This window comes from Streptomyces sp. NPDC028419 (assembly GCF_055565515.1).
The window spans coordinates 408,635-434,435 of record NZ_JBVHUE010000003.1; the positions used below are offsets into that span (position 1 = coordinate 408,635).

Consider the following 25,801-nt stretch of genomic DNA (forward strand, 5'->3'; position numbering starts at 1 on the left):
CTCCCCTCCAGGGATGCACGAGTAGGAACAAGAGCGCTTTAAAGCGACGAATCGTGCACGTGAACGTCAAGTGAAAGCTGTGGCGCTGACCTGCGAATATGCAGGTCAGCGCGGTGTTGACGGGACCTCGCTATGGACCCCGTGAAGTCGTGGGCTTAACTTATGTGCCATGACCTCCCCCCGCTCCACTTATGGCGGCGGTTACTACTCCGCGCCCTCCTTCCCGGACACCCCCATCTACGACTCCCTCGTCGCCGAACGCGGCACCCCTCAGATCGCGCCCATCCGCGTGCCGGCCGCCTACGACTCCATGGGCGGCGGCTACCAGGGGCAGAGCGCCCCCCAGGGCAACAACGGCTACGGGGGCGGTTACCTGCCCGCCCTGCCGTCGGCCCTGCCCGCGCTGCCCGCGGCCCCCTCGCCGCAGCAGCAGCCCGCCTACGGCTACCCGTACCAGCAGCAGGGCGCTCCGCAGCCCATGCCGTTGCAGCACGCGCCCGCGCCGTACATCCCGCAGCAGCAGCCGGCCGGATCCCGTTCCGGATACGCGCCCCAGCCGCAGCAGCCCCGACCGGTGGCCGCGGCTTCCGGTTACGAGGCCATGCGCCCGGCCGCGCCCCGGCCGATGCAGGCCGCGGCTCCGGTTCCCTCCGGCATGCCCTCCGGTTACGAGGACCAGTACGGCCGCCCGTACCAGGGGCGCGGCTACTGACGGCGCCCGCGGCGGATACCCGCTGGTAAGCCCCCGGGGGCGGCTGGAATGATGCCCCCATGACCAACATGCGTGTCCAGGAACTCCACGTCCATCCCGTCAAATCGGTAGCGGGGACCTCTCCCGACGAGGTGGCCGTGGAGCCCTGGGGCCTCGCCGGGGACCGGCGCTGGGCGGTGATCGACACCGAGGGCAACGTCATCACCCAACGCCAGCAGCCGCGCCTCGCGTTGGCCTCGGCCCGCCCGCTGGGGAGCGGCGGGGTCGCACTGTCGGCTCCCGGGCTGGCGCCCGTGGTGGTGGAACCGCCCGCGCCGGGTCCGCTGGAGCCCGTCGTGCTGTTCGGCAAGAAGATCGACACCGTCGTCGCGGACCCGGCCGGCCACGCGTGGTTCACCGAGTACCTCGGTTTCCCGGCCCGGTTGGTGCACCTCGACGACCCGGCCGTACGACGGCCCGTGGACCCGGACTACGCGCTGCCGGGCGAGACGGTGAGCCTGGCCGACGCCTACCCGCTGTTGGTGGCCACCGTCGCCTCGCTGGACGCGCTCAACGCGCTGATCGCCCGGGGGGACCACGCCGATGAGGGTCCGCTGCCGATGAATCGTTTCCGCCCCAACCTGGTGGTGTCCGGCGCCGAGGCGTGGGCCGAGGACGGCTGGAAGCGCGTCGCGATCGGGGACGCCGTCTTCCGCGGGGTCCGCGAGTGCGGCCGGTGCGTGATCACCACCACCGACCAGCGGACCGCCGAGCGCGGCAAGGAACCGCTCAAGACCCTCGCCGTGCACCGACGGATCGGCAAGTCGCTGGCCTTCGGCCGGATGCTGGTCCCGGTGCGGCTCGGGACCGTCCGGGTCGGCGACGAGGTCCGGATCCTCGAGTGACCACCCGGCGCGAGCGGCGTTTGAGAGCGGCCCTAGCCTGCGCCACGAGGCTTTGGCGACCCGCCCGGATGTGGTCCGAGCCCATCTGACCGCATCCGGACTGACACCTTCGGGCGGCTCCCCACAGGAACGGGAACCGGGCGGCCCCGCGGTGCCGTTGTGCCGAATGAGACGTGTGCCGACCCCTCGTCCGACTGACCACCGGATCGGGTGACACACCTCTCGCGAGTCCCGAAATGCACGTCCTCGGGACATGGGCGAGGCTTGGACGTGCAGGCAGACGGAGGCAAGGGGGTGCCCGACCGTGTGGACGGCAATGGGAGTCTGGCGTTGGCGGCACAACCCGCTGCGCCGGCAGACGGATCTGATCGAGGCGTGGGTGGCCTTCGCCGCCCTGGTCTGCGTGTTGGTGGTGGTGCCGGCCGTCGGCTGGACGGCCGGTCTGCGCGTGGACGTGACGTTGCAGCGCGCCGCGCGCGAGCAGCGCCAGGAGCGGTACCTCGTCCCGGCGGTCGTGGTGCGGCCCGCCGGTGATTCGCTCGGCGGATCGGCCACCGACCCGGCCGCGCAACGGCAGTCGCCGCAGCGGACGCAGGTCGTCGCCGCGTGGACCGCGCCCGACGGGACCAACCATCAGGGCACGGTCCCGGCAGCGCAGGAACCACCGCGCCAGGGCGATCACTTCCGGATATGGACCGACCACCACGGCCGGCTCGTGGGCCACCCGCTGGATCCCTCCACCGCCGCCGTGCACGCCGCTCTGGCGGGCCTGGCCGCCGCGATCGGCGCGGCCGCGCTCGTGGAGACGCTCCGGCGCATGGTCGTACGCCGTCTCATGCATCGGCGGTACTCGCGGCTGGACAGGGCCTGGGCGGCGGCCGGGCCCGACTGGGGCAGAGCGGGTGCGGGCAGCTGACCTGGCAACTCACCGGGCCCGCGCGCGCTACGGTGGACCGGCCGGTGCGGACATGGTCGCGAACGCGGGCCGCCGACCGCCGGTGGAGTCGCTTCGGCACGAGCACGAGGGTGGGGGCACGGCAGCACGATGGCACAGGGCACGGTCCAAGTGACGCACGGCGGACCTTCACGATGGCGGCGCCGCTCCGGTGAGTATCCGACGCTGACCGCCGCGTTGGCGGCCGCGGGTGACGGGGACGTCCTGTCCATCGCTCCCGGGACCTACCGCGAGAACCTGGTGCTGCACCACGCCGTCACGCTGCGCGGGCCGGAGGGCGGACTGGGATCGGTGCGCATCGCCCCGCCCGACGGCGTGGCGCTCACCGTCCGGGCCTCGGCGATCGTGCAGGACCTGCACCTGGAGGGGCAGGACCGGGCCGCGCCCGCCCTGCTCGTCGAGGACGGCTCCCCCGAGCTGACCGACCTGCGCGTGAGCACCCGGTCCGCGGCCGGCATCGAGGTGCGCGGCGGGGCCCGGCCGGTGGTGCGCCGCTGCACCGTGGAGAACCCGACGGGCGTCGGCATCTCCGTGCTCGACGGCGGTGGCGGGGTCTTCGAGGAGTGCGAGGTGGTGGCGGCCGGGCAGACGGGCGTCTCGGTGCGCGGCGGCGGCCACCCGCGCCTGGAGCGCTGCCGGATCCACCACAGCACCGGCGCGGGCATCGGCGTCACGGGTGAGGGCTCGGGCCTGGACGCGCTGGGCTGCGAGGTCTACGAGATCAAGGGCGCCGGGGTGCAGATCGCCGCCCGGGCCACGGCCCGGCTCACCGACTGCTCCGTGCACCGCACTTCCGCGGACGGGGTCACCCTCGACACCGACGCGGTGCTGACGCTGGCGGGCTGCGACATCCACGACATCCCCGAGAACGCGGTGGACCTGCGTTCCCGTTCCGTGCTGACCCTCAGCCGCACCACCGTGCGCCGCTTCGGCCGCAACGGCCTGTCGGTGTGGGACCCGGGCACCCGGGTGGACGCCGAGTCCTGCGAGATCCACGACAGTACGGGCGACTACCCGGCGGTGTGGATCAGCGACGGTGCGACGGCGTCCCTCGACTCGTGCCGGGTGCACGACGTGCCGGACGCGCTCTTCGTCCTGGACCGGGGTTCGCGCGTCGACGTGGTCGACAGCGACCTGTCCCAGGTGCGCAACACCGCCGTCTCCGTCAGCGACGGCGCCACCGCCCAACTCGACGACTGCCGGATCCGCGAGGCCGCGACCGGGGCCTGGTTCCGCGACCACGGCAGCGGCGGCACCCTGGCCAACTGCACCATCGACTCGGTACAGACGGGCGTGATCGTCACCAAGGGCGCCGATCCCGCGCTGGAGCGCTGCACCGTCAGCTCCGCCGCCGAGGCCGGGTTCTACGTGTCGGCGGGCGGCCGGGGCACCTTCCACGCCTGCAGGGTGAGCGGCAGCTCGGGTTTCGGCTTCCACGTCATCGACGGCTGCCGGACCTCGCTGACCCGCTGCCACACCGAGCGCTGCGCCCGCGGGGGCTACGAGTTCGCCGAGGAGGGTCCGCTCTCCGAGGACTGCACGAGCGACGAGGCCGCCGTGCGCGCCGGGGTCCTGGGCACGGCGTCGGCGGCGGGCGCGGGGGCCGGTACCGGCGCGGGAGCGGGCGCGCGGGGCGGCGTACCGCTGACGGCGACGACGGCTCCGGCCGGTGCGGGAGGCGCCGGCGCCGGCGCTCACCCGGACGCCCCGGTGCCGGGACAGCGGGGCACGGACGGCGAAGGGCAGGCCGGTGCGGCGGCCCGCGGGTCCGGCGAGGTGCTGGGGCAGCTCGACGCCCTGGTGGGCCTGGACAGCGTCAAGCGCGAGGTCCGCGCCCTGACGGACATGATCGAGGTCGGCCGCCGCCGGCAGCGGGCCGGCCTCAAGGCCGCCTCCGTCCGCCGCCACCTGGTCTTCACCGGCTCCCCCGGTACCGGAAAGACCACCGTCGCCCGCCTCTACGGGGAGATCCTGGCCTCGCTCGGGGTGCTGGAGCGGGGGCACCTGGTCGAGGTGTCCCGGGTGGACCTGGTCGGCGAGCACATCGGGTCCACGGCGATCCGTACCCAGGAGGCCTTCGACCGGGCGAGGGGCGGCGTGCTCTTCATCGACGAGGCGTACGCGCTGGCCCCCGAGGACTCGGGCCGGGACTTCGGGCGCGAGGCGATCGACACCTTGGTGAAGCTGATGGAGGACCACCGGGACGCGGTGGTGGTCATCGTCGCCGGTTACACGGCGGAGATGGACCGCTTCCTCACGGTCAACCCCGGGGTGGCCTCGCGGTTCTCCCGGACCATCGCCTTCGGCGACTACGGCCCGCAGGAGCTGCTGCGGATCGTGGAACAGCAGGCGGAGGAGCACGAGTACCGCCTCGGCGAGGGCACCGTCGAGGCCCTGCTGACCTACTTCACCGAGCTGCCGAAGGGTGCGGCCTTCGGCAACGGCCGCACCGCCCGCCAGACCTTCGAATCGATGGTCGAGCGGCACGCGGGGCGGGTGGCCCAGCTGTCGGAGCCGACCACCGACGACCTCACCCTGCTGTTCGCGGCGGACCTTCCGCTGCTGCCGTCCCCTTGCTGAGCTCCTCGTCGGCGGGCTCCTCGGCGCCCGCCGGGCGGTCGGCGCGGACGAGGCGGGCCAGCAGCGCGGCCCGTTCGGCGGCGAAGGCCGGGTCCGCCTGGTAGTCGGAGTGCCCGAGCACGGGTGCGGGCAAGGGGTGCAGGGCGGTACGTCCGTAGGCGACCGGATCGGCCAGCGGCCCCCGGTCCACGTCCCGCTCCCCCGCCTCCAGGACCGGCCCGCCGATCGGGTCGGTGGCACGCCAGAGGTTGCGCCAGCACTCCACCTCGCGGTGCAGGGCGGCGAGCGGGCCGGGCCCGAAGTAGGCGGGGAACCAGCGCCCGTAGAGCCGGGCCAGCGGTGAGCCGTACGTCAACAGCGCGACCCGGCGGCGCACCTGCGGCGGCAGCTGCCAGACGGCGGCGGCCGCGAGCACGCTGCCTTGGGAGTGACCGGAGAGGACCAGTCGACCACCGGTGCGCTCGGTCCAGGTGGTCATCCTCCAGGTCAGGTCGGGCACGGCGCGCTCGGCGTAACAGGGCGGGGCGAAGGGGTGCGCAGCGCGGGGCCAGAAGGTGCCGACGTCCCAGAGGATGCCGATGGTCCGGCGGGCCGAGGCGTCCTTGTAGGCGCGGCGGCCCAGGGTGACGAACAGGACGAAGCCGAAGCCGACCAGCCAGGAGCCGGCGTCCTGCGCGCCCCGGGCGGCATCCTCCAGGACGGGTGTGGCGTGCCGGGCGGCTTCGCCCGGGACCCGCCCGCTGAGCCAGGCACCGGCGACGGCGCCCGCGCCGAGGACCAGCGTGACGGTGGAGACCGCGCCGATGAACCACGGCGCCGAGTCGGTGAGCGCCGCGGCGGCCCGGGCCCCCGCGATCCGGCGGCTGCGCGCCCGGTCCGGCAGGGCTCCCGGGTACTCGGCGGCGACCGTCAGGGCCGTTACGCGCCGGACCCGGGCGCCGCGCCCCGCGAACCAGCACGCGGCCAGGAGCAACACCAGGAGCAACGGCGGCAGGACGGCGGCCTGCCAGGACAGCAGCACGGGCGGTCCGGCCAACTCACCGGCGCCCGCGGAGGCGCCCGCCACCGCTCCCGCCTCCGTGCCCGCACCCGCACCGGGAGCCGGAGTTCCGGTCTCCCCCAGCCAGTCGCCCACCCGCTGCGCGACCCCGGCCGACATCACCCCGCCGAGCGCGCACGCGAGCATCGCCACGGCCGGGCCGCCCAGCCCGTGCAGCACGCCCCCCGTGCCCCGGCGGTGCAGGTACAGGGCGACGGCCGAAAGGGCCAGGACGCAGCCGCCCTGGGCGAGCGCGAGCCATCCGAAGACGAGGTCCCCCGGGAGCCGGCCCGTGGAGGTCCACCCCGGCCGGGGCCAGCAGGCGTAGCAGAGCACGGCCGCCAGCACGGCCAGCGCGCTCCCCGGCAGCCAGGTGACCACCGCGCGGTCCACGCGCCGGTCGGCCCGCGATTCGGAGCGCCCGCGCCGGCAGACGACCCAGAGCACCACGGCGCCCCCGGCCACGAGCAGGGCCTGCGCGATCCGTCCCGGGCCGGCCGGAAGGCCGGCTCCGGCCGCGTGGGCGTCGTGGCGCAGGGTCGGCACGGCGACGGCCGCCGCGACCGTCAGCAACCCCGCGGCGGTGTGCGCGGCCCGCAGCCGGGCCACGATCCGTCGCCCGTACCAGAATCCTGGCCGGCCGAGCGCGGGGGCGCCGCCCTCCGCGTCCTCCTCCGCCTCGTCGGGGTCAGGGGCGGTCGGGGGCGGCGGCTGGGCCTCGTAGGCGCTCCACGTGCGGTTCGAGAGGTACCAGAGCAGCCAGGTCAGCCCGGCCGGGACCAGGGCGCCCAGGGCGAGGCGCCGTCCCGGCTGCGACCACCAGCCGCCGCGTTCGGGCGAGAGGACCGCGAGCCAGGAGCGGGAGGCCGCGCAGTGCGGCGAGCCCGCGCACTGCCAGGCGAAGAGGTCGAGGGAGACCTCGCAGGCCGCGGCGATCAGCAGCACGGTGAGGCTCAGCGCGACGACCCGTACGAGGACCCCGTACGCGCGCACCGCGCCGGCGGACCCGGCGGGCGCGGGCGGCCGGGCCCAGTGCGCGAGGTTGACCACCATGAACGGCAGGAGCAGCAGCCACAGCGCCCGGGCGCCGTTGCCCGAGGTGAGCCGGGACCAGCAGTAGACCTCGGGCACCGGGCGGCCGGGGTAGCGCTCGGGGTGGGCCTCGGCGACGGCGTCGTCGCCGCGCCGGAAGACGGCGGCGGTGGAGTCCCCGGTGACGCGGACGGTGCGCGGATCGCCGAGCAGTTCCTCGGGCGCGGCGCCCGCGACCCCGTGGACGAGCAGTTCGAGCGCGAGCGGCCCGGCGACGGGGGCGGGCGCGGGGCGGGGACGGGGCGTGGGGATGTCCGGCACGGTGGCCTCCACTCTCGGAGCGCGGCGCCACGGAAGGCTCTCGGGGCGCGGCGCCACGGAACCAGCATCCCGCGCGCGGAGCGCACTGCCCAGTACCCGGAGGGCTGACGCAGACATCTGACGGTGGGACAGATATGGTGACGCGCACGCGTGTTCCCCTCACACCGTCAGGGAGTTCCGTCATGGCCCGCCGACTGCGCCCCGTGGGGCTGGACTTCACCGAGACCGCGCCCGTACGCCTGGTGTACACAGCCCGCGCGGCCGCTCCGCCGGAATCGGTGTACCGGGCACTGGCGGAGGAGGTGACGGGGTGGCCGTCCTGGTTCCGGGCGGTGACCCTCGCCCGACCGACGCACGGTGGCGCGGGTCGGGAGATCAAGCTGCTGGGAGGAGCCCGTTTCCAGGAGACGATCATGGCGGCGGACGCCGAGCGCCGGTACGCCTACCGGGTCGACCGGACCAACGTCCCCGGCATGCGGGCCCTGTTGGAGGAGTGGCTGCTGACCCCGTCCGGATCCGGCACGCAGATCCGGTGGACCTTCGCCGCGGACGGCTCCACCCCGTTCCGGCTGGGCCTGTCCGCCGCCCGGCCGGGCCTGGGGCACTCGTTCCGCACGGCCGTGCGGACCCTGGACGCCCGACTGGCCGCGGCGCAGCGCAGCGCGGGACAGTAGACCTCCGCGGGGCGGCGGGACCCCTCGGGGTAGCGCACGGGCCCGCGCCGCCTCACGTCGTCGGGTACCGGTCGACCAGGTCGGCGTACCCGCCCGCGCCCCACACGCGGGTCCGGAACTCCCTGAGGTTCAGGGACGGTCCGCGGTCCTCGCCGGCGCGGGCGAAGTACACGCCCGCGCACCGGGCGCAGAACCAGCCCTCGGACCAGAGGGCTTCGGCGGCGGACCGACCCCGGGCGGTGCGCCGGCGACGGGCCGCCTCCACCCGGTCGACGGCTAAGAACAGGGCCGCGGCCGCGAGGAGCGCGATCCCCGAGATCCAGGCGAGGTGCGCCATGGGGAGCTCGGTCACGAACCGCCTTTCGCCGCCGTCCCCTTCGACCCACCAGCCGCCGGACTCGCGGCCGAACCAGCCGCCCGCGATCGCGCCCCACAGGAAGGTGCCGAGCGACACGAGGACGAAGGTGCCGCCCAGACACCCGACGGAGTCGGTGGCCGGGTCCGGCGGCACCGGGGCGAGGCCCTTCGCCAGCGCCGAATTCCCTTCGCGCACGGACGTGTTGCGGGTGCCTTCGCCGTCGGACCACTCCACGCGGGTGGTGGCCTTCGCCGCCAGGTAGGCGGCGGCGACGCCCGTCACCTCGTCGTCGCGCCCGCACCGCGGGCAACACAGCGGTCCGTCGTCCGTACCGGCCGCACAATCCGCAGCGCCCGCACCACCCGCCCCGTCCCTACCCGCCATGGCTCCCCCTGGGCTCGTCCGTGATCACGCGTCGGCTCAGCGTAATCAGCCGACGCGGCCCCGCCCAGGGCCCGTTCGTCAGGGTCTCGGTACGGTCAGGCCACGGGCTCGTACCAGCTGCCCGAGGCCAGCAGGGCCTCGATGGTCCTCAAGTAGGGCGCCAGGTCCAGGCCTTGGGCGGCCACCCACTCGTCCGAGTAGTACTTGTCGAGGTAACGGTCGCCCGGGTCGCAGAGCAGGGTGACGACGCTGCCCGTGCGCCCCTCCGCCACCATCTCCGCGATGATCTTCAGCGCGCTCCACAGGCCGGTTCCCGTGGAACCGCCGGCCTTGCGACCGATCGCCCGCTCCAGCGCGCGGCAGGCCGCCACGCTCGCCGCGTCCGGCACCTTCATCATGCGGTCGATCGCCCCGGGCACGAAGCTCGGCTCCATGCGCGGGCGGCCGATGCCCTCGATGCGCGAGCCGCAGTCGCTGCTCGCGTCCGGGTCGTGGTGCGTCCAGCCGTCGAAGAAGCAGGAGTTCTCCGGGTCCGGGACGCAGATGCGGGTGTCGTGCTGCATGTAGTGCACGTAGCGGGCGATGGTCGCCGAGGTGCCGCCGGTCCCGGCGGTGGCCACGATCCAGGTGGGCTCGGGGTACCGCTCCAGGCGCAGCTGCTGGTAAATCGATTCTGCGATGTTGTTGTTGCCCCGCCAGTCGGTGGCGCGCTCGGCGTAGGTGAACTGGTCCATGTAGTGGCCGCCGGTCTGCGCGGCGAGCAGCGCCGACTCCTCGTACATCTTCATCGAGTCGTCGACGAAGTGGCATTCACCGCCGTGGAATTCGATCAGCCGACACTTCTCCGGACTGGTCGTGCGCGGCATCACGGCGATGAACGGGACGCCGATCAGCTTGGCGAAGTACGCCTCGGAGACCGCGGTGGAGCCCGAGGACGCCTCGATCACCGGACGGCCGGGCCTGATCCAGCCGTTGCACAGGGCGTAGAGGAACAGCGACCGGGCGAGGCGGTGCTTGAGCGAACCCGTCGGGTGGGTGGACTCGTCCTTGAGGTAGAGGTCGATGCCCCACTCCTCCGGGAGGGGGAAGCGCAGCAGGTGCGTGTCGGCGGAGCGGTTGGCGTCCGCCTGGACCTTGCGGACGGCTTCTTTCAGCCAGGCCCGGTAGTCGGCGTCGCTTCGGTCGACGTCGACGGTGGTGCCCGTCGTACCGGTGGTGCTCATGCGCCTAGCTCCTCTGTGCGTGCGGTGTTTCTGCCTCCCCCCGCTTTCGCAATGTACCCCCCTCACCTGCGCAAACAGTCACTTTGGGGTTCCATGCGAATGCCTTTTGGTTGCCTTCGGTTGCATGCGGGCGCACCGTGGGTGACCCTGGTGGGGCGTCACAGAGGGTGCAGCACCCGTAACACTCATGTCGGGGAGTCGCAGCCGTGATCAGTCCTCCACGCAGGCACTGCGTCGTCGCATTGCAGGCCATGCCACAGCGGATCGGCCAGGTCCGCCGAATCGTTTCTGCACAACTGCGCCACTGGCAGCTCGATCCGCTCATAGACCGGGCCGCGCTCGGCGTGACGGAGCTGCTCAGCAACGTCCACCGCCACGCGCAGCCGGACAAGGCGTGCCGGGTCGAGATCGAGCTGAGGCTCGGCAGACTCACGGTCTCGGTCCACGACAGCGATCCCAGACTGCCCGTGGCCCGGGACGCGGACCCGCTGGAGACCGGCGGCCGCGGCCTCGCGCTCATAGCGGCGGTCAGCGAGTCCTGGGGCTCCCGACCACAGCCGGAGAGCCGGGGCAAAGTGGTCTGGTTCTCGCTCCGCGCGGCCCCGGCCGCCGCCGCGCCCGCGCCCGCGGTGCGGATCCGTCCCGTGTCGCTACGACGGCCCACGGCGCCGCCGGTCACTCTCGCGACCGGCGTCACCGCACCGCCCGCCCAGCAGCCGGCTCACGAACCCGCCCAGCGGCCCGCACGACACCCGGAACGGCCGCCGGCGCGACCGCCCGCGGATCCGGTCGTCGAGCCGTCCGTGGAACCACTGCCGCATCCGGTGGCGGTCCCCGTGGCGGTGGCGGTGGCGGGCCACGTGGTGGCCGGCCCCGCGGCGGGCCATGCCGTGGCCGTCACGGCCGTGGGCCCGGTGGCCGCGGCCGCGCCCCTGGGCGCCCTGGGCTCCGCCCCGGGATGACCGCGCCCCGTCGGCCCGGCGGGCGCGGCCGGATCAGGCCGCCGCCCCCAGGGCGCCGAGCGGGTCGTCCAGGACGGGCTGCCAGGCCAGCTCGGCCGCGCCGACCAGGCTGTTGTGGTCCAGGGTGCACGGCAGGATCGGCACCCCGCCGCTGCGGCCCCACAGGCTGCGGTCCGCGACGACCGCGCGCAGCCGTTCCGGGTCCGCCTGGAGCAGCTCGCGGTGCAGACCGCCCAGGATGATCCGGTCCGGGTTCAGGATGTTCACCAGGCCGGCGAGCCCGAGCCCGAGCCGGTCGATGAGCTCCTCCGCGGCTCCCCGCACCGAGGGGTCGGCGTACTCCGCGCGCAGCAGGTCGCGTGCCTGCTGGAGCAGCGAGACCTCGGGGCCGGGGACGCGGCCCGCCGCCGTCAGGAAGGCCAGCGGGTCGGCCTCCACGTCCAGGCAACCGCGGCTGCCGCAGTGGCAGGCCCGGCCCTCCGGGTTCACCGTGAGGTGGCCGACTTCCAGCGCCAGGCCAGAACTCCCGCTGTGCAGGCGCCCGTCGAGGACGAGCGCGCCGCCGACGCCGCGGTGTCCGGTGGCCACGCAGAGCAGGTGCTGGGCGCTGCGCCCGGCGCCGTGGCGGTGTTCGGCGAGCGCGGCGAGGTTGATGTCGTTGCCGGTCAGGGCCGGGCCCTCGATCCCGGCCGCGCGGACGCAGCGCGCGAAGATGGACCGTACCGGCGAACCGGCGGGCCAGGCCAGGTGCAGCGGGTTGAGCGCCGTGCCGTCGGGTTCCGCGACGGCGGACGGCACGGCCAGGCCCGCGCCCACGCACCGGCGCCCGCTGCTGGCCAGCAGCGCGGCGCCCGCCTCGACGACCGCGCCCAGCACCTGGGCCGGGTCGGCGGACACCTCCACCTTGCCGGGGGCGGTGGCCACTATGTGCCCGCCGAGCCCGACCAGCGCGGCCCGGAACCCGTCCGGGTGAACCTGCGCGGCCAGGACGACCGGCCCGTTCTCGTCCACCGATAGCCGGTGCGAGGGACGGCCCTGGGTGCCGCCCGCACCGCCGGGGCGGGAATCGACGCGGATCAGCCCGAGCGCCTCCAGCTCGGCGGCGACGGCTCCGGCGGTGGCCCGGGTCACGCCCAGCTCGGCCGTGAGGACGGCGCGGGTGGGGGCCCGGCCGGTGTGCACCAGTTCCAGTGCCGGGCCGAGCGCGCCGCGGCCCCGCTCCAGCCTGGTCCGCGTGGACGCGGCCGCCAGGTCCGTCACGTCCGTGGTCACATCCCCCGCCCGCCGCGGGGTCGTGTTGCCGTTCATGACAGCGATCCTCGCATGATCGGCCGGGCCCGGGCGCCGACCTTCAGCCCAGCCCGCTGACGCGCAGCGTGATGTTGAGGCGCCCGGTCAGGCCCAGGGCGGGCGGAGCCGTCCCCGGCAGGACTTTGGGCACCGAATGAAAGGCCCTTCGGGCCGGACCGCCGAAGACGAACAGGTCGCCGCTGCGCAGCTCCACGTCCCGGTACGGGCGAGCGCGCGAGACGGTGTTGCCGAAGCGGAACACGCAGCTGTCGCCGAGGCTGAGCGAGACCACCGGTGCCGGGGAGCGCTCCTCGGCGTCGCGGTGCATGCCCATCCGGGCGTCGGCGTCGTAGAAGTTGATCAGCGCGATGTCGTACGCCGCCGGTTCCCCCGGTTCGGGGGGCGCCACCCCGGCTCCGGCTCCGGCTCCGGCCGCGGCCACGGCCTCCCGGCCCAGCTCGGCGAGCCAGCCGGGCATCGGCTTGACCGGTTCCCCGTCCCCGTCCACGGCGGTGCGGGCGTAGCCGTACGGGTACCAGTGCAGCCCCAGGCAGACCTGGCGGGCGGTCATCGCGGCGCCGCCGGGGAGGCGGACCGTGCGCAGTCCGGCCGGCGGGCGTGCCCACGCGCGGCACGCGGTCAGCAGGGCGAGCTGGCGCTCCGGGTCGAGCCAGTCGGGCACGTGGACCGCGCCGGGCGCGATCTCGGCCCGCTCGCGCGGGAAGAGCTCCGCCGGCTGCCCCGGCGGGGGCGCCGGGTCCGGGGCCGGGGGGAGGTCGCGAGGGTGTGGCCGCTCCATGGACCCATTGTCGGTGCCCCCTGGCACACTCGCCGCATGGAGATCATGGAGCATGTGAAGACGCTTGACCGTGAAGGCCGGTTGATGGCCGACGCGGCCGAACAGGCGGGCCCGGAGGCCCTGGTGCCGTTCTGTCCCGATTGGCGCGTGGCCGACCTGCTGCGGCACACGGGGTCGGTGCACCGGTGGGCGGCGGGAATGGTCGCGGGCTCCCTGACCGAGCCCGTTCCCTTCCCCGAGGCTCCGGAGCTGACCGGCGCCCCGCTGGTGGCCTGGTTCCGCGAGGGGCACGCCGCGCTGGTGCGCACCCTGACGGAGGCGCCCGCCGACGTGCGGTGCTGGACCTTCCTGCCGACGGACCCGCCCTCCTCGCTGGCCTTCTGGGCGCGGCGCCAGGCGCACGAGACCACGGTGCACCGGATGGACGCGCAGGGCGCGCTCGGCGCCGCGCCCTCGCCGGTGGAGGAGCGGTTCGCCGCCGACGGGGTGGACGAGGTGCTCACCGGATTCCACGCGCGGCCGCGCAGCGGGGTGCGGACCCCCCAGCCGCGGGTGCTGCGGCTGCGCGCCTCCGACACCGGCGACGCCTGGACCGTACGCCTGTCGGCCGAGCCCGCCGTCACGGTCCGCGGTGACGCGGGACCGGCGGACTGCGAGGTGACGGGCGGGGCGGCGTGGCTGTACGCGGCGCTGTGGAACCGTGCCCCGCTGGACGGCGCCGCGGTGAGCGGTGACGCCTCGCTGGTCAAGCTCTGGCAGGAGACGGCGGCCATCTGACACTGCCGCCCCGCCCCGCCGGTCGGCCCCCGCGGGGGCCGACCGGCGGGGCGGGGCCGACCGGCGCGGGCTGCTCGGCGCGCGGCCGACCTCGCCCCGTACGCGCTCCCAATGGAACGGACCGCGATCCACGACCTGGACCGGATGGAGCGGCCGCCCGGCCCGGGTCAGCCGAGGGTGGCCGCGTAGGTGGTCTGCGGGCGGAACTCCCAATCCGGGCTGGCGTTCCAGGGGTTGGGCATGGCCGTGTTCGTCGCGTACGCGTAGCCCGCGCCGCGGTCGAAGGCCGTGCGCAGGGTCGTGCGCATCGCGTCGGCGTCCGGGACGTCGTGCACCAGGTGCCAGAAGGCGGTCCCGCTCGGATCGAATTCGGCGCCCGCCCGGTAGCCGGTCCGCTCGTTGAAGACGTTCCCGCCGAGCCAACCGCTGCCGGTGTAGGCGGCGTAGGTGTCCTCGAAGGTCACGAAGACGTCGGCGGTGCGGTGGCCGGGTTCGAGGTAGCAGTCGGCGATGGCGGTGCCGGGATTGTCGACCACCAGGTCGGGGGCGGCCGGATCGACCGCCCGCATCGCTTCCTGGACGTAGCGGCGGTAGTCCGCGTAGAGGTCGCGCGTGGCGTTGGCCGGGCCGCAGTCACGGCTGACGACGTCGAAGAAGATCCCGTCGACGTGCAGTCGACCGTCCGCGGTCTTGAGGTAGTTGTCCACGGACGCCTTGACCTCGGCCGGCGACCGCTTGCCGTGGTCGGTGTGGACGTAGCCGAGCACCTTGGTGCGCTCGCCGTTGGCGGTGGTGCCGCCTCTCAGGACGTCGGCGCGGGCCTGCCACGGCGCGTCGAAGGGAGCGTCACCGTTGCCGGGGTTGAGGACGACGACGGAGGCGGCCGGGCCGGTGGCGGTCAGCTCGTCCAGCATCGGGTCGTCGGCCCACACGTACGCCGGAACCGCGACGTCCATGCCCCGCACCCCGGGTATCCGGGCCCGGATCGGCTCGCTCGGCTCGGGGGCGGGCGCCGGCCCGGACGCGGCCGGGGCCCGCTTCGAGGCGCCCCCGGAACCCTCCGCGGCCGAACAGACCGCGGGCGCCGGCGCCACGAGGACGGCGACCGTCAGGACGGCGTAGAGGGCCCTCGATGCGCGGGTCGTGGCCAAGGTGATCCTTCCTCCGGCAGGCGTCTGGCGACGGGGCACCGCCGCGAGGAAGACTAGAGGGGGCCAGGGGGCGGGGGCTGGAGAACCGGTTCTCTTGATGTGAGGAACAGACAAGCGACTTGTCACCTTGTGACCTTGTCGGCTTGTCGGTGCGCCGGCATCTCGGTGCGTCAGCGCGCCATGTGATCGCCCGTCACCTGGCCGGGAGCGGGACGGGGAGGCCGACCTCGTGCGCGAGGCGCTCCGCGGCGTGGTCGAAGAACGCTTCCCGCTCCTCGACCACCCGGTGGAACTGCCCGAACAACTCGAACGAGACCAGGCCCACGAGCTGCGCCCACGCGGCGACCAGGGCGGGCGCGACCTCGGGCGGCAGCCCAGGGGCGAAGTCCGCGACCATCCGTTCCGCCTCGGGGCGCAGCGCCGGGGCGAGCGGGGGCAGGGCCAGGCCGGGGCCCTGGTGGGCGGAGCGGACGATGGCGATGAGGACGAGGCCGACCCTGGAGGCGGGGGCGACGGTGGAGGCGGGCGCGGCGTAGCCGGGGACGGGCGATCCGTAGATCAGCGCGTACTCGTGCGGGTGCGCGAGGGCCCAGGCGCGGACCGCCCGACAGACCGCGAGCCAGCACGCGCGGGGCGATGCGGTGGCGGTGGCGGTGGCGGTGGCGACGGTACGGGCGTGCGCGGCCTCGGCGGCGGCGCCGAGGCTGTCGTAGGCGTCCACGATGAGCGCCGTGAGCAGGTCGTCGCGGCTGGGGAAGTAGCGGTACAGGGCGGAGGAGGCCATGCCCAGCTCGCGGGCGACGGCGCGCAGCGAGAGCTTGGCGGCCCCCTCGGCGGCGAGTTGGCGGCGCGCCTCGTCCTTGATGGCGGCGGTGATCTCGGTACGGGCCCGTTCCCTGGCCCCTCGCACGGTGCTCATGGGATCAGTGTGTCACGCAGGCAGAGCACCGCCCAAGAATGAGATCGGCGATCTCGATCGAGAGCAGTGCTCTTGCTTTGGTGCAACGATCCGTGCACACTGATCTCAAGCGAGAGCACCGCTCTCGAATTGCATCGGTGATCCCGGTGAGCCATCGGAATCCCCGTGCCACTGAGCCGCGACGCAGCGACGCGCCGCCCAGCCCCGGAGGCCGCCATGACCACGCCCGCCGCCCCGTACTACGCCAAGGCCGGCGCCTTCGGCACGCGCTTCAACGCCCTCTTCGGCAAGCTGGCCCGCCTGGGCATCAGCCTCGCCGGCACCGCCGAGATGTCGGTCCGCGGCCGGACGTCCGGGCGGATGCAGCGCATCCCGGTCAACCCGTACACCGACCGCGGCGCCCAGTACCTGGTCTCCGCCCGCGGCCACTCCCAGTGGGTGCGCAACATGCGTGCCGCGGGCGGTGGCGAGCTCCGGGTGGGCCGCAAGGTCCGCGCCTTCACCGTGGTCGAGCTGACCGACCCCGCTGAGAAGGCCGTCGTCCTGCGCGGCTATCTCGTCAAGTGGGGCTGGGAGGTCGACCGGTTCTTCCGGGGCGTGACCGCGCGCTCCTCCGAAGAGGAGCTGCGCGCGGCCGCCGCCGACCACCCGGTCTTCCGCCTCACCGTCACGGGCTGACCCCGCAGGCAGCACCCGTACCCGTACGTATGCCCGCAGGCGTACGTATGCCCGCAGGCGTACGAGCGCCCACGCCCGTACGCGTACCCCTAAGCCTGCCCCTGCCCCTGCTCCTGCCGGCGGTCGAGCGCGTGCAGCGCCTTGCGGGCCAGCGGGTACGTACGGACCAGGTCGGCCAGGTTGGTCGAGCCCCGGGTGATCCGGGCGAAGGCCCGCCAGGCCGGTCCGAAGCCGATGAGCGCGGCGTGCAGCACGCCCGGCCGGGACACGAAGACACCCAGCATGCGCCTGCCCACGCCCATCTCGACGCCGAGCCCGGCCTTGACCGCGAAGGCGTAGTTGAGGGCCTGGCGGCGGGCGTCCACCGCGTCCGGCGCCTCGGAGATCTTCACGGCCCACTCCCCCGCGAGCCGCCCGGAGCGCAGCGCGAAGGAGATGCCCTCCCGGGTCCACGGCTCCAGCAGCCCGGCCGCGTCGCCCGCGACGAGCACCCGGCCGCGCGAGAGCGGCGACTGCGGCGTGCGGCAGCGGGTCAGGTGCCCGGAGGAGACGGAGGGCTCGAAACCGGCCAGCCCGAGTCGGGCGATGAAGTCCTCCAGGTAGCGCTTGGTCGCCGCGCCGTCGCCCTTCGCCGAGATCACGCCGACGGTGAGGACGTCGCCCTTGGGGAAGACCCAGCCGTAACTGCCGGGCAGGGGGCCCCAGTCGATGAGGACCCGGCCCTTCCAGTCCTCGGCCACGGTCGGCGGGACCGGGATCTCCGCTTCGAGGCCCAGGTCGACCTGGTCCATCTCGACCCCGACGTGCGCGCCGATCCGGCTCGCGCTGCCGTCCGCGCCGATCACGGCGCGCCCCAGCACGATCTCCCCGCTGCCCAGCACCACCGCGACGGTGCGCCGGTCGGGCACCGCCGGACCGTGCTGCTCGACGCGGGTCACGGCCGTACCGGTGCGCACGGTCGCGCCCGCCTTCTCGGCCTCGGCGACCAGAGCGGCGTCGAACTCGGCCCGGTTGATGAGCCCGAACAGCATGCTCTTGGAGCGCCGGGTACGGGTCAGCTTGCCGTTGAGGGAGAAGGTCACCGCGTGGATGCGGTCCTTGAACGGCAGCACGAAGCCCGGCGGCAGTGCGTCCCGCGAAGGCCCGATGATGCCGCCGCCGCAGGTCTTGTAGCGCGGCAGTTCGGCCTTCTCCAGCAGCAGCACCCGCCGGCCCGCCGCGGCCGCGGCGTGCGCGGCCGATGCTCCGGCCGGCCCGGCGCCGACCACGATCACGTCCCAGACCTCACCGGAGTCCAGGGCCTCCTCCGCGCTCAGGGGCTCCGCCGACGCCTCTCGCTCGGCCACCCCCTCCCGCTCGCCCGACGCCTCCCGCTCGCCCGACTCCTGCGGAACATCCGACTCCTGCGGAACGTCCGGCTCCTGCGGAACGTCCGGCTCCTGCCGCCCGCCCGACTCCTGCCGCTCCCGGGCCCCTTCCGGCCGCCCGGCCGCCGTACCGGTCACCTCCGCCACTTCGCCCGCCCCCTGCGCGTCCTGCCCCGCGCCGCCCGCCTGGCCTGCGTCGCCCGCATTGCCCGCGCCGTGTACGTCGTCGCTGCTCACGATGTGCTGCTGCTCCTGATCACGCGTTGGTCCCGATGGTCCCGACGGCCCCGACGGTCCCGGGGTCCCGATGCCGGGGAAATCCTACGGCGCGAGTCCGGCTCACCCCGCTGTGGGAGGATCGGACCGTCATACGCCGTAACCCGGTGTACGCACCCCGCCCCCGTCCACACCCTTACGCAGACCAAACGTCGCACCCAAAAGGAGCGTGCCCATGTCGACCGATCCGATCGTCGAGACCATCGCCTCGCTGATGCCCCGCGCCAAGCAGGAGCTGGCCGAGCTGGTGGCCTTCCAGTCGGTTGCGGACTGGGCGCAGTTCCCCAAGAGCGAGAGCGAGGGCGCCGCGAACTGGGTCGCCGACGCGCTGCGTGCCGAGGGCTTCCAGGACGTGGCGCTGCTCGACACCCCGGACGGCACGCAGTCGGTGTACGGCTTCCTGCCGGGCCCGGCGGACGCCCCGACCGTGCTGCTCTACGCGCACTACGACGTCCAGCCCCCGCTCGACGACGCCGCGTGGATCTCCCCCGCCTTCGAGCTGACCGAGCGCGACGGCCGTTGGTACGGGCGCGGCGCGGCCGACTGCAAGGGCGGGTTCATCATGCACCTGCTCGCCCTGCGCGCGCTGAAGGCCAACGGTGGTGTGCCGGTCAACGTGAAGGTGATCGTCGAGGGGTCCGAGGAGCAGGGCACCGGCGGCCTCCAGCAGTACGCCGAGGCCAACCCGGAGCTGCTGACCGCCGACACCATCGTCATCGGTGACGCGGGCAACTTCCGGCTCGGGCTGCCGACGGTGACCGCGACCCTGCGCGGGATGACCCTGCTCAAGGTCAAGGTGGACACCCTGGGTGGGAACCTGCACTCCGGGATGTTCGGCGGGGCCGCGCCGGACGCGCTCGCCGCGCTGATCCGGGTGCTGGACTCGCTGCGCGCCGCCGACGGTTCGACCACCGTGGACGGGCTCGCCTCGGACGCCGTGTGGGAGGGCCTGCAGTACCCGGAGGCGGACTTCCGCGCCGACGCCCGGGTGCTCGACGGCGTCGAGCTCATCGGCAACGGCACGGTCGCGGACCGGCTGTGGGCCCGTCCGGCCGTGACCGTGCTGGGCATCGACTGCCCGCCGGTGGTCGGCGCGACCCCGTCGGTGCACGCCGGTGCGGGCGCGCTCGTCAGCCTGCGCGTGCCGCCGGGCGTGGACGTCGCCGAGGCGATCAAGCTGCTGGAGGCGCACCTGGTGGCGCACACCCCGTGGAAGGCGCGCCTCGAACTCGAAGTCGTCGGCCAGGGACAGCCGTTCCAGGCGAACACCGACAGTCCGGCGTACGCGTCGATGCGTGCGGCCATGGAGGTCGCGTACCCCGGTGAGGAGATGCAGATCAGCGGTATGGGCGGATCGATTCCGCTGTGCAACACGTTGACCTCGCTGTACCCCGAGGCCGAGATGCTGCTGATCGGGCTGAGCGAGCCGGAAGCGCAGATCCACGCGGTCAACGAGAGCGTGTCGCCCGAGGAGTTGGAGCGGCTCTCGGTCGCCGAGGCGCTGTTCCTGGTCAACTACGCGGAGTCCAAGCGCGGCTGACGCCGTAGGCGGCGGGGTCCGCTCGGAGCGGACTCCGCCGACGGCGAAGCCGGCCCCCGACCGGGGGCGTCGGAGCGTACGTTCGCCCCATGGACCTCGTGGACGTCATACCGCAGCGGCTGCACATGCTCCGTTATCCGATCGGCCAGGCCTACCTGTGGCGCGACGGTGAGGCGCTGACCCTGATCGACTCCGGCCCTGTCGGCTCCGCCGCCGGGATCGAGGAGGCGATCCGCTCGCTCGGGCTGCGCCCCGAGGGGCTGGAGCGGATCGTCCTGACCCACTGCCACCGGGACCACATCGGCTCCGCGGGCGAACTCGCGGCCCGCTGGGGCGCGACGGTGGTGGCGCACCGCCTCGACGCCCCGGTGATCCGCGGCGAGCTGCCGGTCCCGGAGCCGGTGCTCCTCGACTGGGAGGTCCCGTACTACGAGCGCGGGCTCACCCTGCCCGACGCGCCGCCGACCCGGGTGGACCGCGAGGTGGCGGACGGCGACGCGCTGGGCTTCGGGGACGGGGCGTACGTCGTGCACGCGCCCGGGCACACGGACGGCAGCATCGGCGTCCATCTGCCGCACCACGGCGTGCTGTTCACCGGTGACGCGGTGGCCGCGGTGGGGCAGGTGATGCTCGGGGTGTTCAACGTGGACCGCGGTCGCGCCCTGGAGTCCATGCGCCGGTTGGCCTCCCTCGCCCCGTCGGTGGCCTGTTTCGGGCACGGCGATCCGGTCACCGAGGACGCCGCGGCCACCTTGAAAGCGGCCGCGGACCTCGCCGGCGGCTGAACTCGGGTCGGCGGCTCAGGAGCCGCCGACCGGGACTCCGGCCTCCAGGTTGAGCACGGTCGCACGCTCCCGGGCGCGCAGGGCCCAGCGCAGCCGTTCGAACCGGTGTCGCGGGAGCAGCCCGGCGGCCTCGGCCTCGGTGACGAAGCGCCAGGCCCGCAGCTCGGGCCCCGGCAGCCGCACCCGGGCCGCCGCCTCCGGGGAGAGCCGCCCTCCGTCGAAGATCAGCCGCAGTCCGCCGTAGGCCGGGGAGCAGGGCGGTTCCCAGTCGATGACCAGCAGCCCGGGCGGCTGGTCGAGTACGACGCCCAGCTCCTCGGCGACCTCGCGCACCCCCGCACGGGCGGGCGCCTCGCCCGCCTCGACCACGCCACCGGGGAACTCCCAGCCGGGCTTGTACGTCGGATCCACCAGGAGCACCCGGTCGTGGTCGTCGAAGAGCAGCACCCCGGCGGCGACGGTCTCCGCGGTGGGCTCCGGGGTCTGCACGATGTCGCAGAGGGCGACCTTCTCGGAGCGCAGCGCTTCGGCGATGCACCGCGCGGTCTCCCGGGCCGTCAGGGCGCCGTTGTCGATGACGTGCGCGTCGGAGGTGAGCCAGCCGAGCGCCTCCCGGTAGGAGGCGAAGTGCGCCCGCGACCACGATCGGCCCCCGTCGGCCCCGTCGGCGTCGTCACCCCCGACGGTCGCGACCCGGGCCCGCAGGATCGTTTCCTCAGGTGCGAGCAGGACGTGCCGCACCGGGATCCGGCGCGCTGCGAGGGCCCCGAAGATCTCGTCCCGGTACTCCTGGCGCAGCAGGGTCATCGGCACCACGAGCACCCCGCCCACCTCGGCGAGCAGCGCGGCGGCGGTGTCCACGACCAGGCGCCGCCAGCTCGGCAGGTCCTGGTAGTCGGCCACCCCGTCGAGCCGCTCGCGCGGCAGCAGGAGCCGGAGGGCGTCACCGACGGTTTCGGGGTCGTACAGAGTGGCGTCCGGCAGGAGCCCGGTCAGTTCACGGGCCGTGCTGGTCTTCCCGGCCCCGAAAGCACCGTTGATCCAGACAATCACGATTACCCCTCTTCCCGAAGCTCCCACGGCCCGTCCGAACCCCCAGTGGCTTGCCCGCACCAGCCCGTCGCGGAAACCCGGTAATCGGCCGAGGTGCTTATCCTCAAGGTCAGCGCGTTGCGACCGGACGCGCGACCGCCGTGCCCGCCCTCACCGGAGGTTCCCCACCGTGCCGCACTCCCGCCGTTCGCCCGAGCCCCGCTACGGCCGGCGGCCGACGATGAAGGACGTGGCGGCCCGGGCTGGGGTCGGCCTGAAGACCGTGTCCCGGGTCGTCAACGACGAGCCCGGCGTCACCCCCGACACCGAGAAACGGGTCCACGACGCCATCGACGAGCTGGGCTTCCGGCGCAACGACAGCGCCCGGGTGCTGCGCAAGGGCCGCACCGCGACGATCGGACTGGTCCTGGAGGACCTCGCCGACCCGTTCTACGGGCCGCTCAACCGGGCCGTGGAGGAGGTCGCGCGGGCCAACGGCGCCCTGCTGATCAACGGTTCCAGCGCGGAGGACCCGGACCGGGAGCGGGAGTTGGCGCTCGCGCTGTGCGCGCGCCGGGTGGACGGCCTGATCGTCATCCCGGCCGGTGACGACCACCGCTACCTGGAGCCGGAGATCCGGGCCGGGGTGGCCACGGTGTTCGTGGACCGCCCGGCCGGCCTGATCGACGCGGACGTGGTGCTCTCGGACAGCTTCGGCGGCGCCCGCGACGGGGTGGCCCACCTGATCGCCCACGGCCACCGCCGGATCGGATTCATCGGCGACCATCCCCACATCCACACGGCCACGGAGCGGCTGCGCGGCTACCGGACGGCCATGGCCGCCGCCGGACTCGCGGTGGACGGGGCGTGGGAGGCCCTCGGCTCCACCTCCCCGGAACGGGTCACCGCGGCGGTCACGGCCATGCTCGCGGGCCCGACCCCGGTCACCGCCGTCTTCGCGGGCAACAACCGGGTGACGGTGACGGCGGTGCGCGTACTGGCCGCGGCGGCCGCCTCCGGAGCGCGGCCCGTGGCGCTGGTGGGCTTCGACGACTTCGAGCTGGCGGACCTGATCCGTCCCGCGGTCTCCGTGGTCGCCCAGGACGCGGCGGCCCTGGGCCGGGTCGCGACCGAACGCCTCTTCCAGCGGCTGGCCGGGGCGGAACTGCCGCCGGCGCGGATCGAGCTGCCGACCCGCCTGATCGCCCGCGGCTCGGGCGAGGTCCGCCCGGAGGCCGTCACCTGATGAGGCCGCGCAGGACGGGCACCGCGCCGCCCCCCGCGGTCAGCCCGGCGAGGACGGACAGGGCGGGATGGGTGCCTCCCAGATGGGTGAGCACGCCCACCGCGCAGCCGATGAGCACGGCCGTCACGAGGACGAAGGCGGTGTGCAGGGTCAGGAAGGGCTCGGGGAGCGGCTCGTTCGTCATGCCCCGATGTCAGCAGCACGGACGGGCCCCGAGCACCGGTACCGAACGAAGCCGGACGCTTTCCGATCGACCCCGAACCCCCGCGAACGGCGCGGGTGTTCCGTTCTGTTCGGTGAAGTTCCGGACCGACCGGCCACGACCGTTCTAACCTGGTGGGCGATGGAGCCACCGAACAGCTTCGACGAGGGACTACGGGCCTTCGCGGCCGAGTTGCGCGCCCTGCGGGGCGAGCGCGGGCACCGCTCGTACCGGGAGCTCGCGGGGCGCGCGGGCCGGTCCGACAGCGGCATCCGGTTGCCGGTCGCGACCCAGAGCGACGCCTTCAGCGGCAAGCGGTTGCTCGGCTTCGACACCCTGATGGGGCTCGTACGGATCCTCTACGCCTACGACGCCTTCGGCCAGGAGATCGCGGTGCCCCCGCACTCCGCCCCCGAGTTGGAGCGGTGGCGCCGCGAATGGCGCGCCCTGGCCGCTCTGCGACCCGCGTCGACGGGCCGCCGGGCGGACGCGCCCGAGCCCGTACCGGCGACCGGGCCCGAGCCCGAAGCGGCAGGCGAACCCGAACCGGCGGCCGCGCCCGAGCCCCGCCCCTTCCCCGAGCCCCGACCCCGGCCGGACCGCACCCCGACCCTCCTGTTCACCCCCCGGCACCGCCTGGCGCACCATTCCGGTCCGGTCCGGAGCGTGGCCTTCTCGACGGACGGCCGGCTGCTCGCCACCACCTGCGCGGACGATCGGGTACGGATCTGGCACACCGGGACGGGGAAGCAGTTCGCCGCTTCGCTCCCCGGCACCCTTCCGGTGCTGTTCACCCCGGAGGGACGGATCCTGGTGACGGACGCCGGGAACCGCACCACCGTGCACCAGTTCGCGGCCCGGACCCTCTCCCAAGCGGGGCCCCCACTGGTCGGCACCGGCGCGCCGATCCGCATGATGGCCTCCGGTACCGAACCGGCCCTGCTGGCCGTGCTCGACTTCGAGGGGAACGTACGACTGTGGAACCTGGCCACCGGCGACGGCGCGGCCCTGATCGAATCCGAGGTGCACGACCCGCAGGGCCTGCGCACGCTCGTCCAGGTCCCCGACGGGCGCCTGCTCGGCGCCGGGGACGGTGCCCGGGTGTGGGACCTGCTGCACCCGCACCCCGGTACGGGGGAGCCGATCGGCCCGCGGGTGGACGCCCCGGGAGTGCTGGCCCTCTCCCCGGACGGGAGGTTGGTCGCCTTCGGTCGTGCCGACGGCACCGCGGGCGTGCTCGGCACCCGGCCCGGCCTCCCGCTCGTCCCGCTCGCCGGTCATCGGGACGCGATCCACGCCCTGGCCTTCCGCGCCGACGGCCGGCTGCTCGCCAGCGCCTCCGCCGACGGGACGGTCCGGCTCTGGGACCCCTGGACCGGCCTCCCGGCGGCCCCGCCGCTCACCCGGCACGACGGAGCCGTCGACGCCGTGGCCTTCTCCCCCGACGGGCGGCTGCTGGCCACCGCCGGCGCCGACGGGACGGTGGTCCTGTACGAACGGGAGGCCCCAGCCCCGACACCCACGGTCGCGACCCGCGCGCTGGCCGCGGCGGTCCACGCCCGCCGGCCCGTCCAGCTGCCACCCGTACAGGTCTCCGGCGCGCTCGTCCGGGTCGCCTTCGCGCCCTCCGGTCGGGTACTGGCCGCGACCACCAACGAGCGGTCGGTGCTGCTGCACGATCCCGTGACCGGACGGGCCGTCGGTGAAGCGCTCGTCGACCCGCCCACGCTGCCCTGGGCCCTGGCCTTCACCCCGGACGAAGGCCTGCTGGCGACCGCTTCCGTCGGGCGGTCCGTGTGCCTGCGCGATCCGGTCGAGCCGTGGTCGGGGGACGCTTTCGAGACCGGGCACACCGGTGCCGTGAAGAAGATCGCGTTCTCGCCGGACGGACGACAGATGGCGACGGCCGGCGCGGACGCCACCGTCCGGCTCTGGGACCGGTCCACGGGGCAGCTCACCGCGTCCTTGATCGAGCACACCAACGAGGTCGTCGGGCTGGCCTACTCGCCCTACGGCCTCCACCTGGCCAGCTCGGGCGCGGACGGCCAGGTCCTGCTGTGGGACAAGCACCTACGGGCCCTGGTGGGCCGGTTCGGCAGGCCCGGCGGGGGCACGGCCTGGGCGGTGGGCTTCTCCCCCGACGGCGGCCGGCTCGCCGCGGCCCTGGCGGACGGCAGCGTGCGGTTCTGGGAAACGCTGACGGGCACACCGGTCGGCTCCGCCGGGGTCAGGGGCGGGGTCGGGGTCGGGCACACCGGCGCCGTCTACGACCTGGCCTTCTCGCCGGACGGGGAGCTGCTGGCCAGCGCGGGCGCGGACGGCAGGGTCCTGCTCTGGGACGTCACGTCCGGCGAGCGGGTCGGCCACCCCCTCGCCGGGCACACCGGCGCCGTCAACGGCCTCGCCTTCTCCCCCGACGGCACCCTGCTGGCCACGGCGGGCCGGGACGGCACCCTGCGCCGGTGGATCATCGGATCCGGGTGAACGCGGCGGGGGGGGGGGGGGGGGGGGGGGGGGGGGGGGGGGGGTGAGGGGGGGGGGGGGGGGGGGGGGGGGGGGGGGGGGGGGGGGGGGGGGGAGGGGGGGGGGAGGGGAGGCGGTTTTTGCAGGTGGTG

Annotated in this window: 21 protein-coding genes and 1 pseudogene; 12 read left to right on the forward strand and 10 right to left on the reverse strand. The window is 74.5% G+C overall.

Annotated elements, in window-relative coordinates; all coding sequences use genetic code 11:
* Nucleotides 1-169: 169 nt before the first annotated feature.
* The 4 genes from ACZ4UB_RS06125 to ACZ4UB_RS06140 all read left to right on the forward strand — a co-directional run bounded on the left by ACZ4UB_RS06125 (nucleotide 170) and on the right by ACZ4UB_RS06140 (nucleotide 5,131).
* On the forward strand, nucleotides 170-712 hold the full coding sequence (locus ACZ4UB_RS06125) for a DUF6643 family protein (protein ID WP_354379432.1): 543 nt from the start codon (nucleotides 170-172) through the stop codon (nucleotides 710-712).
* Between the two features lie 59 nt (nucleotides 713-771).
* The gene (locus tag ACZ4UB_RS06130; RefSeq protein WP_468068562.1) at nucleotides 772-1,596 is read left to right on the forward strand and encodes an MOSC domain-containing protein; all 825 of its coding nucleotides are present in this window, start codon (nucleotides 772-774) and stop codon (nucleotides 1,594-1,596) included.
* Nucleotides 1,597-1,912: 316 nt separating this feature from the next.
* The gene (locus ACZ4UB_RS06135) at nucleotides 1,913-2,512 is read left to right on the forward strand and encodes an Rv1733c family protein (protein ID WP_468068563.1); all 600 of its coding nucleotides are present in this window, start codon (nucleotides 1,913-1,915) and stop codon (nucleotides 2,510-2,512) included.
* Nucleotides 2,513-2,641: 129 nt separating this feature from the next.
* Entirely contained in the window at nucleotides 2,642-5,131 is a 2,490-nt protein-coding gene (locus ACZ4UB_RS06140) for a right-handed parallel beta-helix repeat-containing protein (protein ID WP_468068564.1), read from the forward strand.
* On the opposite strand, the gene ACZ4UB_RS06145 is transcribed toward ACZ4UB_RS06140, so the two are convergent.
* The gene (locus ACZ4UB_RS06145) at nucleotides 5,082-7,523 is read right to left on the reverse strand and encodes a hypothetical protein (RefSeq protein WP_468068566.1); all 2,442 of its coding nucleotides are present in this window, start codon (nucleotides 7,521-7,523) and stop codon (nucleotides 5,082-5,084) included. The two genes, ACZ4UB_RS06140 and ACZ4UB_RS06145, sit on opposite strands and share 50 nt — an antisense overlap.
* A 182-nt stretch (nucleotides 7,524-7,705) precedes the next feature.
* On the opposite strand from ACZ4UB_RS06145, the gene ACZ4UB_RS06150 reads away from it, so the two are divergent.
* Entirely contained in the window at nucleotides 7,706-8,197 is a 492-nt protein-coding gene (locus ACZ4UB_RS06150) for an SRPBCC family protein (RefSeq protein WP_468068567.1), read from the forward strand.
* 52 nt (nucleotides 8,198-8,249) lie between these two features.
* On the opposite strand, the gene ACZ4UB_RS06155 is transcribed toward ACZ4UB_RS06150, so the two are convergent.
* Nucleotides 8,250-8,939 (reverse strand): hypothetical protein, encoded by a 690-nt coding sequence (locus tag ACZ4UB_RS06155; protein WP_468068568.1) that lies wholly within the window; start codon nucleotides 8,937-8,939, stop codon nucleotides 8,250-8,252.
* Nucleotides 8,940-9,034: 95 nt separating this feature from the next.
* Entirely contained in the window at nucleotides 9,035-10,162 is a 1,128-nt protein-coding gene (gene cds1, locus ACZ4UB_RS06160) for an L-cysteine desulfhydrase Cds1 (protein WP_354379425.1), read from the reverse strand.
* Nucleotides 10,163-10,368: 206 nt separating this feature from the next.
* Between cds1 and ACZ4UB_RS06165 the strand changes: the two are divergent.
* Nucleotides 10,369-10,788, forward strand: a pseudogene (locus ACZ4UB_RS06165) (ATP-binding protein); the annotation flags it as partial.
* 369 nt (nucleotides 10,789-11,157) lie between these two features.
* Here ACZ4UB_RS06165 and ACZ4UB_RS06170 read toward each other — a convergent pair.
* Both ACZ4UB_RS06170 and ACZ4UB_RS06175 read right to left on the reverse strand, forming a co-directional pair.
* Nucleotides 11,158-12,432: an ROK family protein gene (locus ACZ4UB_RS06170; RefSeq protein WP_354379424.1), complete on the reverse strand. Its 1,275-nt coding sequence runs from the start codon at nucleotides 12,430-12,432 to the stop codon at nucleotides 11,158-11,160.
* A 43-nt stretch (nucleotides 12,433-12,475) separates the two neighbouring features.
* Nucleotides 12,476-13,213, reverse strand: coding sequence for an alpha-ketoglutarate-dependent dioxygenase AlkB family protein (locus tag ACZ4UB_RS06175; RefSeq protein WP_468068570.1), 738 nt, complete (start codon nucleotides 13,211-13,213; stop codon nucleotides 12,476-12,478).
* Nucleotides 13,214-13,249: 36 nt separating this feature from the next.
* Here ACZ4UB_RS06175 and ACZ4UB_RS06180 point away from each other — a divergent pair, with 36 nt between their 5' ends.
* Nucleotides 13,250-13,990: a maleylpyruvate isomerase family mycothiol-dependent enzyme gene (locus ACZ4UB_RS06180; protein ID WP_468068572.1), complete on the forward strand. Its 741-nt coding sequence runs from the start codon at nucleotides 13,250-13,252 to the stop codon at nucleotides 13,988-13,990.
* 167 nt (nucleotides 13,991-14,157) lie between these two features.
* On the opposite strand, the gene ACZ4UB_RS06185 is transcribed toward ACZ4UB_RS06180, so the two are convergent.
* Both ACZ4UB_RS06185 and ACZ4UB_RS06190 read right to left on the reverse strand, forming a co-directional pair.
* Nucleotides 14,158-15,141 (reverse strand): spherulation-specific family 4 protein, encoded by a 984-nt coding sequence (locus ACZ4UB_RS06185; RefSeq protein WP_468068573.1) that lies wholly within the window; start codon nucleotides 15,139-15,141, stop codon nucleotides 14,158-14,160.
* 193 nt (nucleotides 15,142-15,334) lie between these two features.
* A complete protein-coding gene (locus ACZ4UB_RS06190) occupies nucleotides 15,335-16,060 on the reverse strand; it encodes a TetR/AcrR family transcriptional regulator (protein WP_468068574.1) in 726 nt (241 codons plus the stop codon).
* 216 nt (nucleotides 16,061-16,276) lie between these two features.
* Between ACZ4UB_RS06190 and ACZ4UB_RS06195 the strand changes: the two genes are divergently transcribed.
* Nucleotides 16,277-16,738, forward strand: coding sequence for a nitroreductase/quinone reductase family protein (locus ACZ4UB_RS06195; protein ID WP_468068575.1), 462 nt, complete (start codon nucleotides 16,277-16,279; stop codon nucleotides 16,736-16,738).
* A gap of 89 nt (nucleotides 16,739-16,827) precedes the next feature.
* On the opposite strand, the gene ACZ4UB_RS06200 is transcribed toward ACZ4UB_RS06195, so the two are convergent.
* On the reverse strand, nucleotides 16,828-18,054 hold the full coding sequence (locus ACZ4UB_RS06200) for a geranylgeranyl reductase family protein (RefSeq protein WP_468068603.1): 1,227 nt from the start codon (nucleotides 18,052-18,054) through the stop codon (nucleotides 16,828-16,830).
* Between the two features lie 502 nt (nucleotides 18,055-18,556).
* Here ACZ4UB_RS06200 and ACZ4UB_RS06205 point away from each other — a divergent pair.
* Together ACZ4UB_RS06205 and ACZ4UB_RS06210 are read left to right on the forward strand one after the other, a co-directional pair.
* Nucleotides 18,557-19,921: a dipeptidase gene (locus tag ACZ4UB_RS06205; protein ID WP_354379418.1), complete on the forward strand. Its 1,365-nt coding sequence runs from the start codon at nucleotides 18,557-18,559 to the stop codon at nucleotides 19,919-19,921.
* Nucleotides 19,922-20,010: 89 nt separating this feature from the next.
* Nucleotides 20,011-20,706 carry an MBL fold metallo-hydrolase gene (locus ACZ4UB_RS06210; RefSeq protein ID WP_468068577.1) on the forward strand — a complete coding sequence of 232 codons (696 nt, stop codon included), beginning with the start codon at nucleotides 20,011-20,013 and terminating at the stop codon, nucleotides 20,704-20,706.
* 15 nt (nucleotides 20,707-20,721) lie between these two features.
* On the opposite strand, the gene ACZ4UB_RS06215 is transcribed toward ACZ4UB_RS06210, so the two are convergent.
* Complete coding sequence (locus ACZ4UB_RS06215; protein WP_468068578.1) at nucleotides 20,722-21,759, reverse strand: NUDIX domain-containing protein; 1,038 nt, start codon at nucleotides 21,757-21,759, stop codon at nucleotides 20,722-20,724.
* Nucleotides 21,760-21,979: 220 nt separating this feature from the next.
* On the opposite strand from ACZ4UB_RS06215, the gene ACZ4UB_RS06220 reads away from it, so the two are divergent.
* Nucleotides 21,980-22,984, forward strand: a complete 1,005-nt coding sequence (locus ACZ4UB_RS06220) for a LacI family DNA-binding transcriptional regulator (RefSeq protein WP_468068604.1) — start codon at nucleotides 21,980-21,982, stop codon at nucleotides 22,982-22,984.
* Here the strand turns inward: ACZ4UB_RS06220 and ACZ4UB_RS06225 are convergent.
* A complete protein-coding gene (locus tag ACZ4UB_RS06225) occupies nucleotides 22,977-23,168 on the reverse strand; it encodes a hypothetical protein (protein WP_468068579.1) in 192 nt (63 codons plus the stop codon). The genes ACZ4UB_RS06220 and ACZ4UB_RS06225 overlap by 8 nt on opposite strands.
* A gap of 159 nt (nucleotides 23,169-23,327) precedes the next feature.
* On the opposite strand from ACZ4UB_RS06225, the gene ACZ4UB_RS06230 reads away from it, so the two are divergent.
* Nucleotides 23,328-25,670, forward strand: coding sequence for a WD40 repeat domain-containing protein (locus ACZ4UB_RS06230; RefSeq protein WP_468068580.1), 2,343 nt, complete (start codon nucleotides 23,328-23,330; stop codon nucleotides 25,668-25,670).
* The last annotated feature ends 131 nt before the right edge of the window (nucleotides 25,671-25,801 follow it).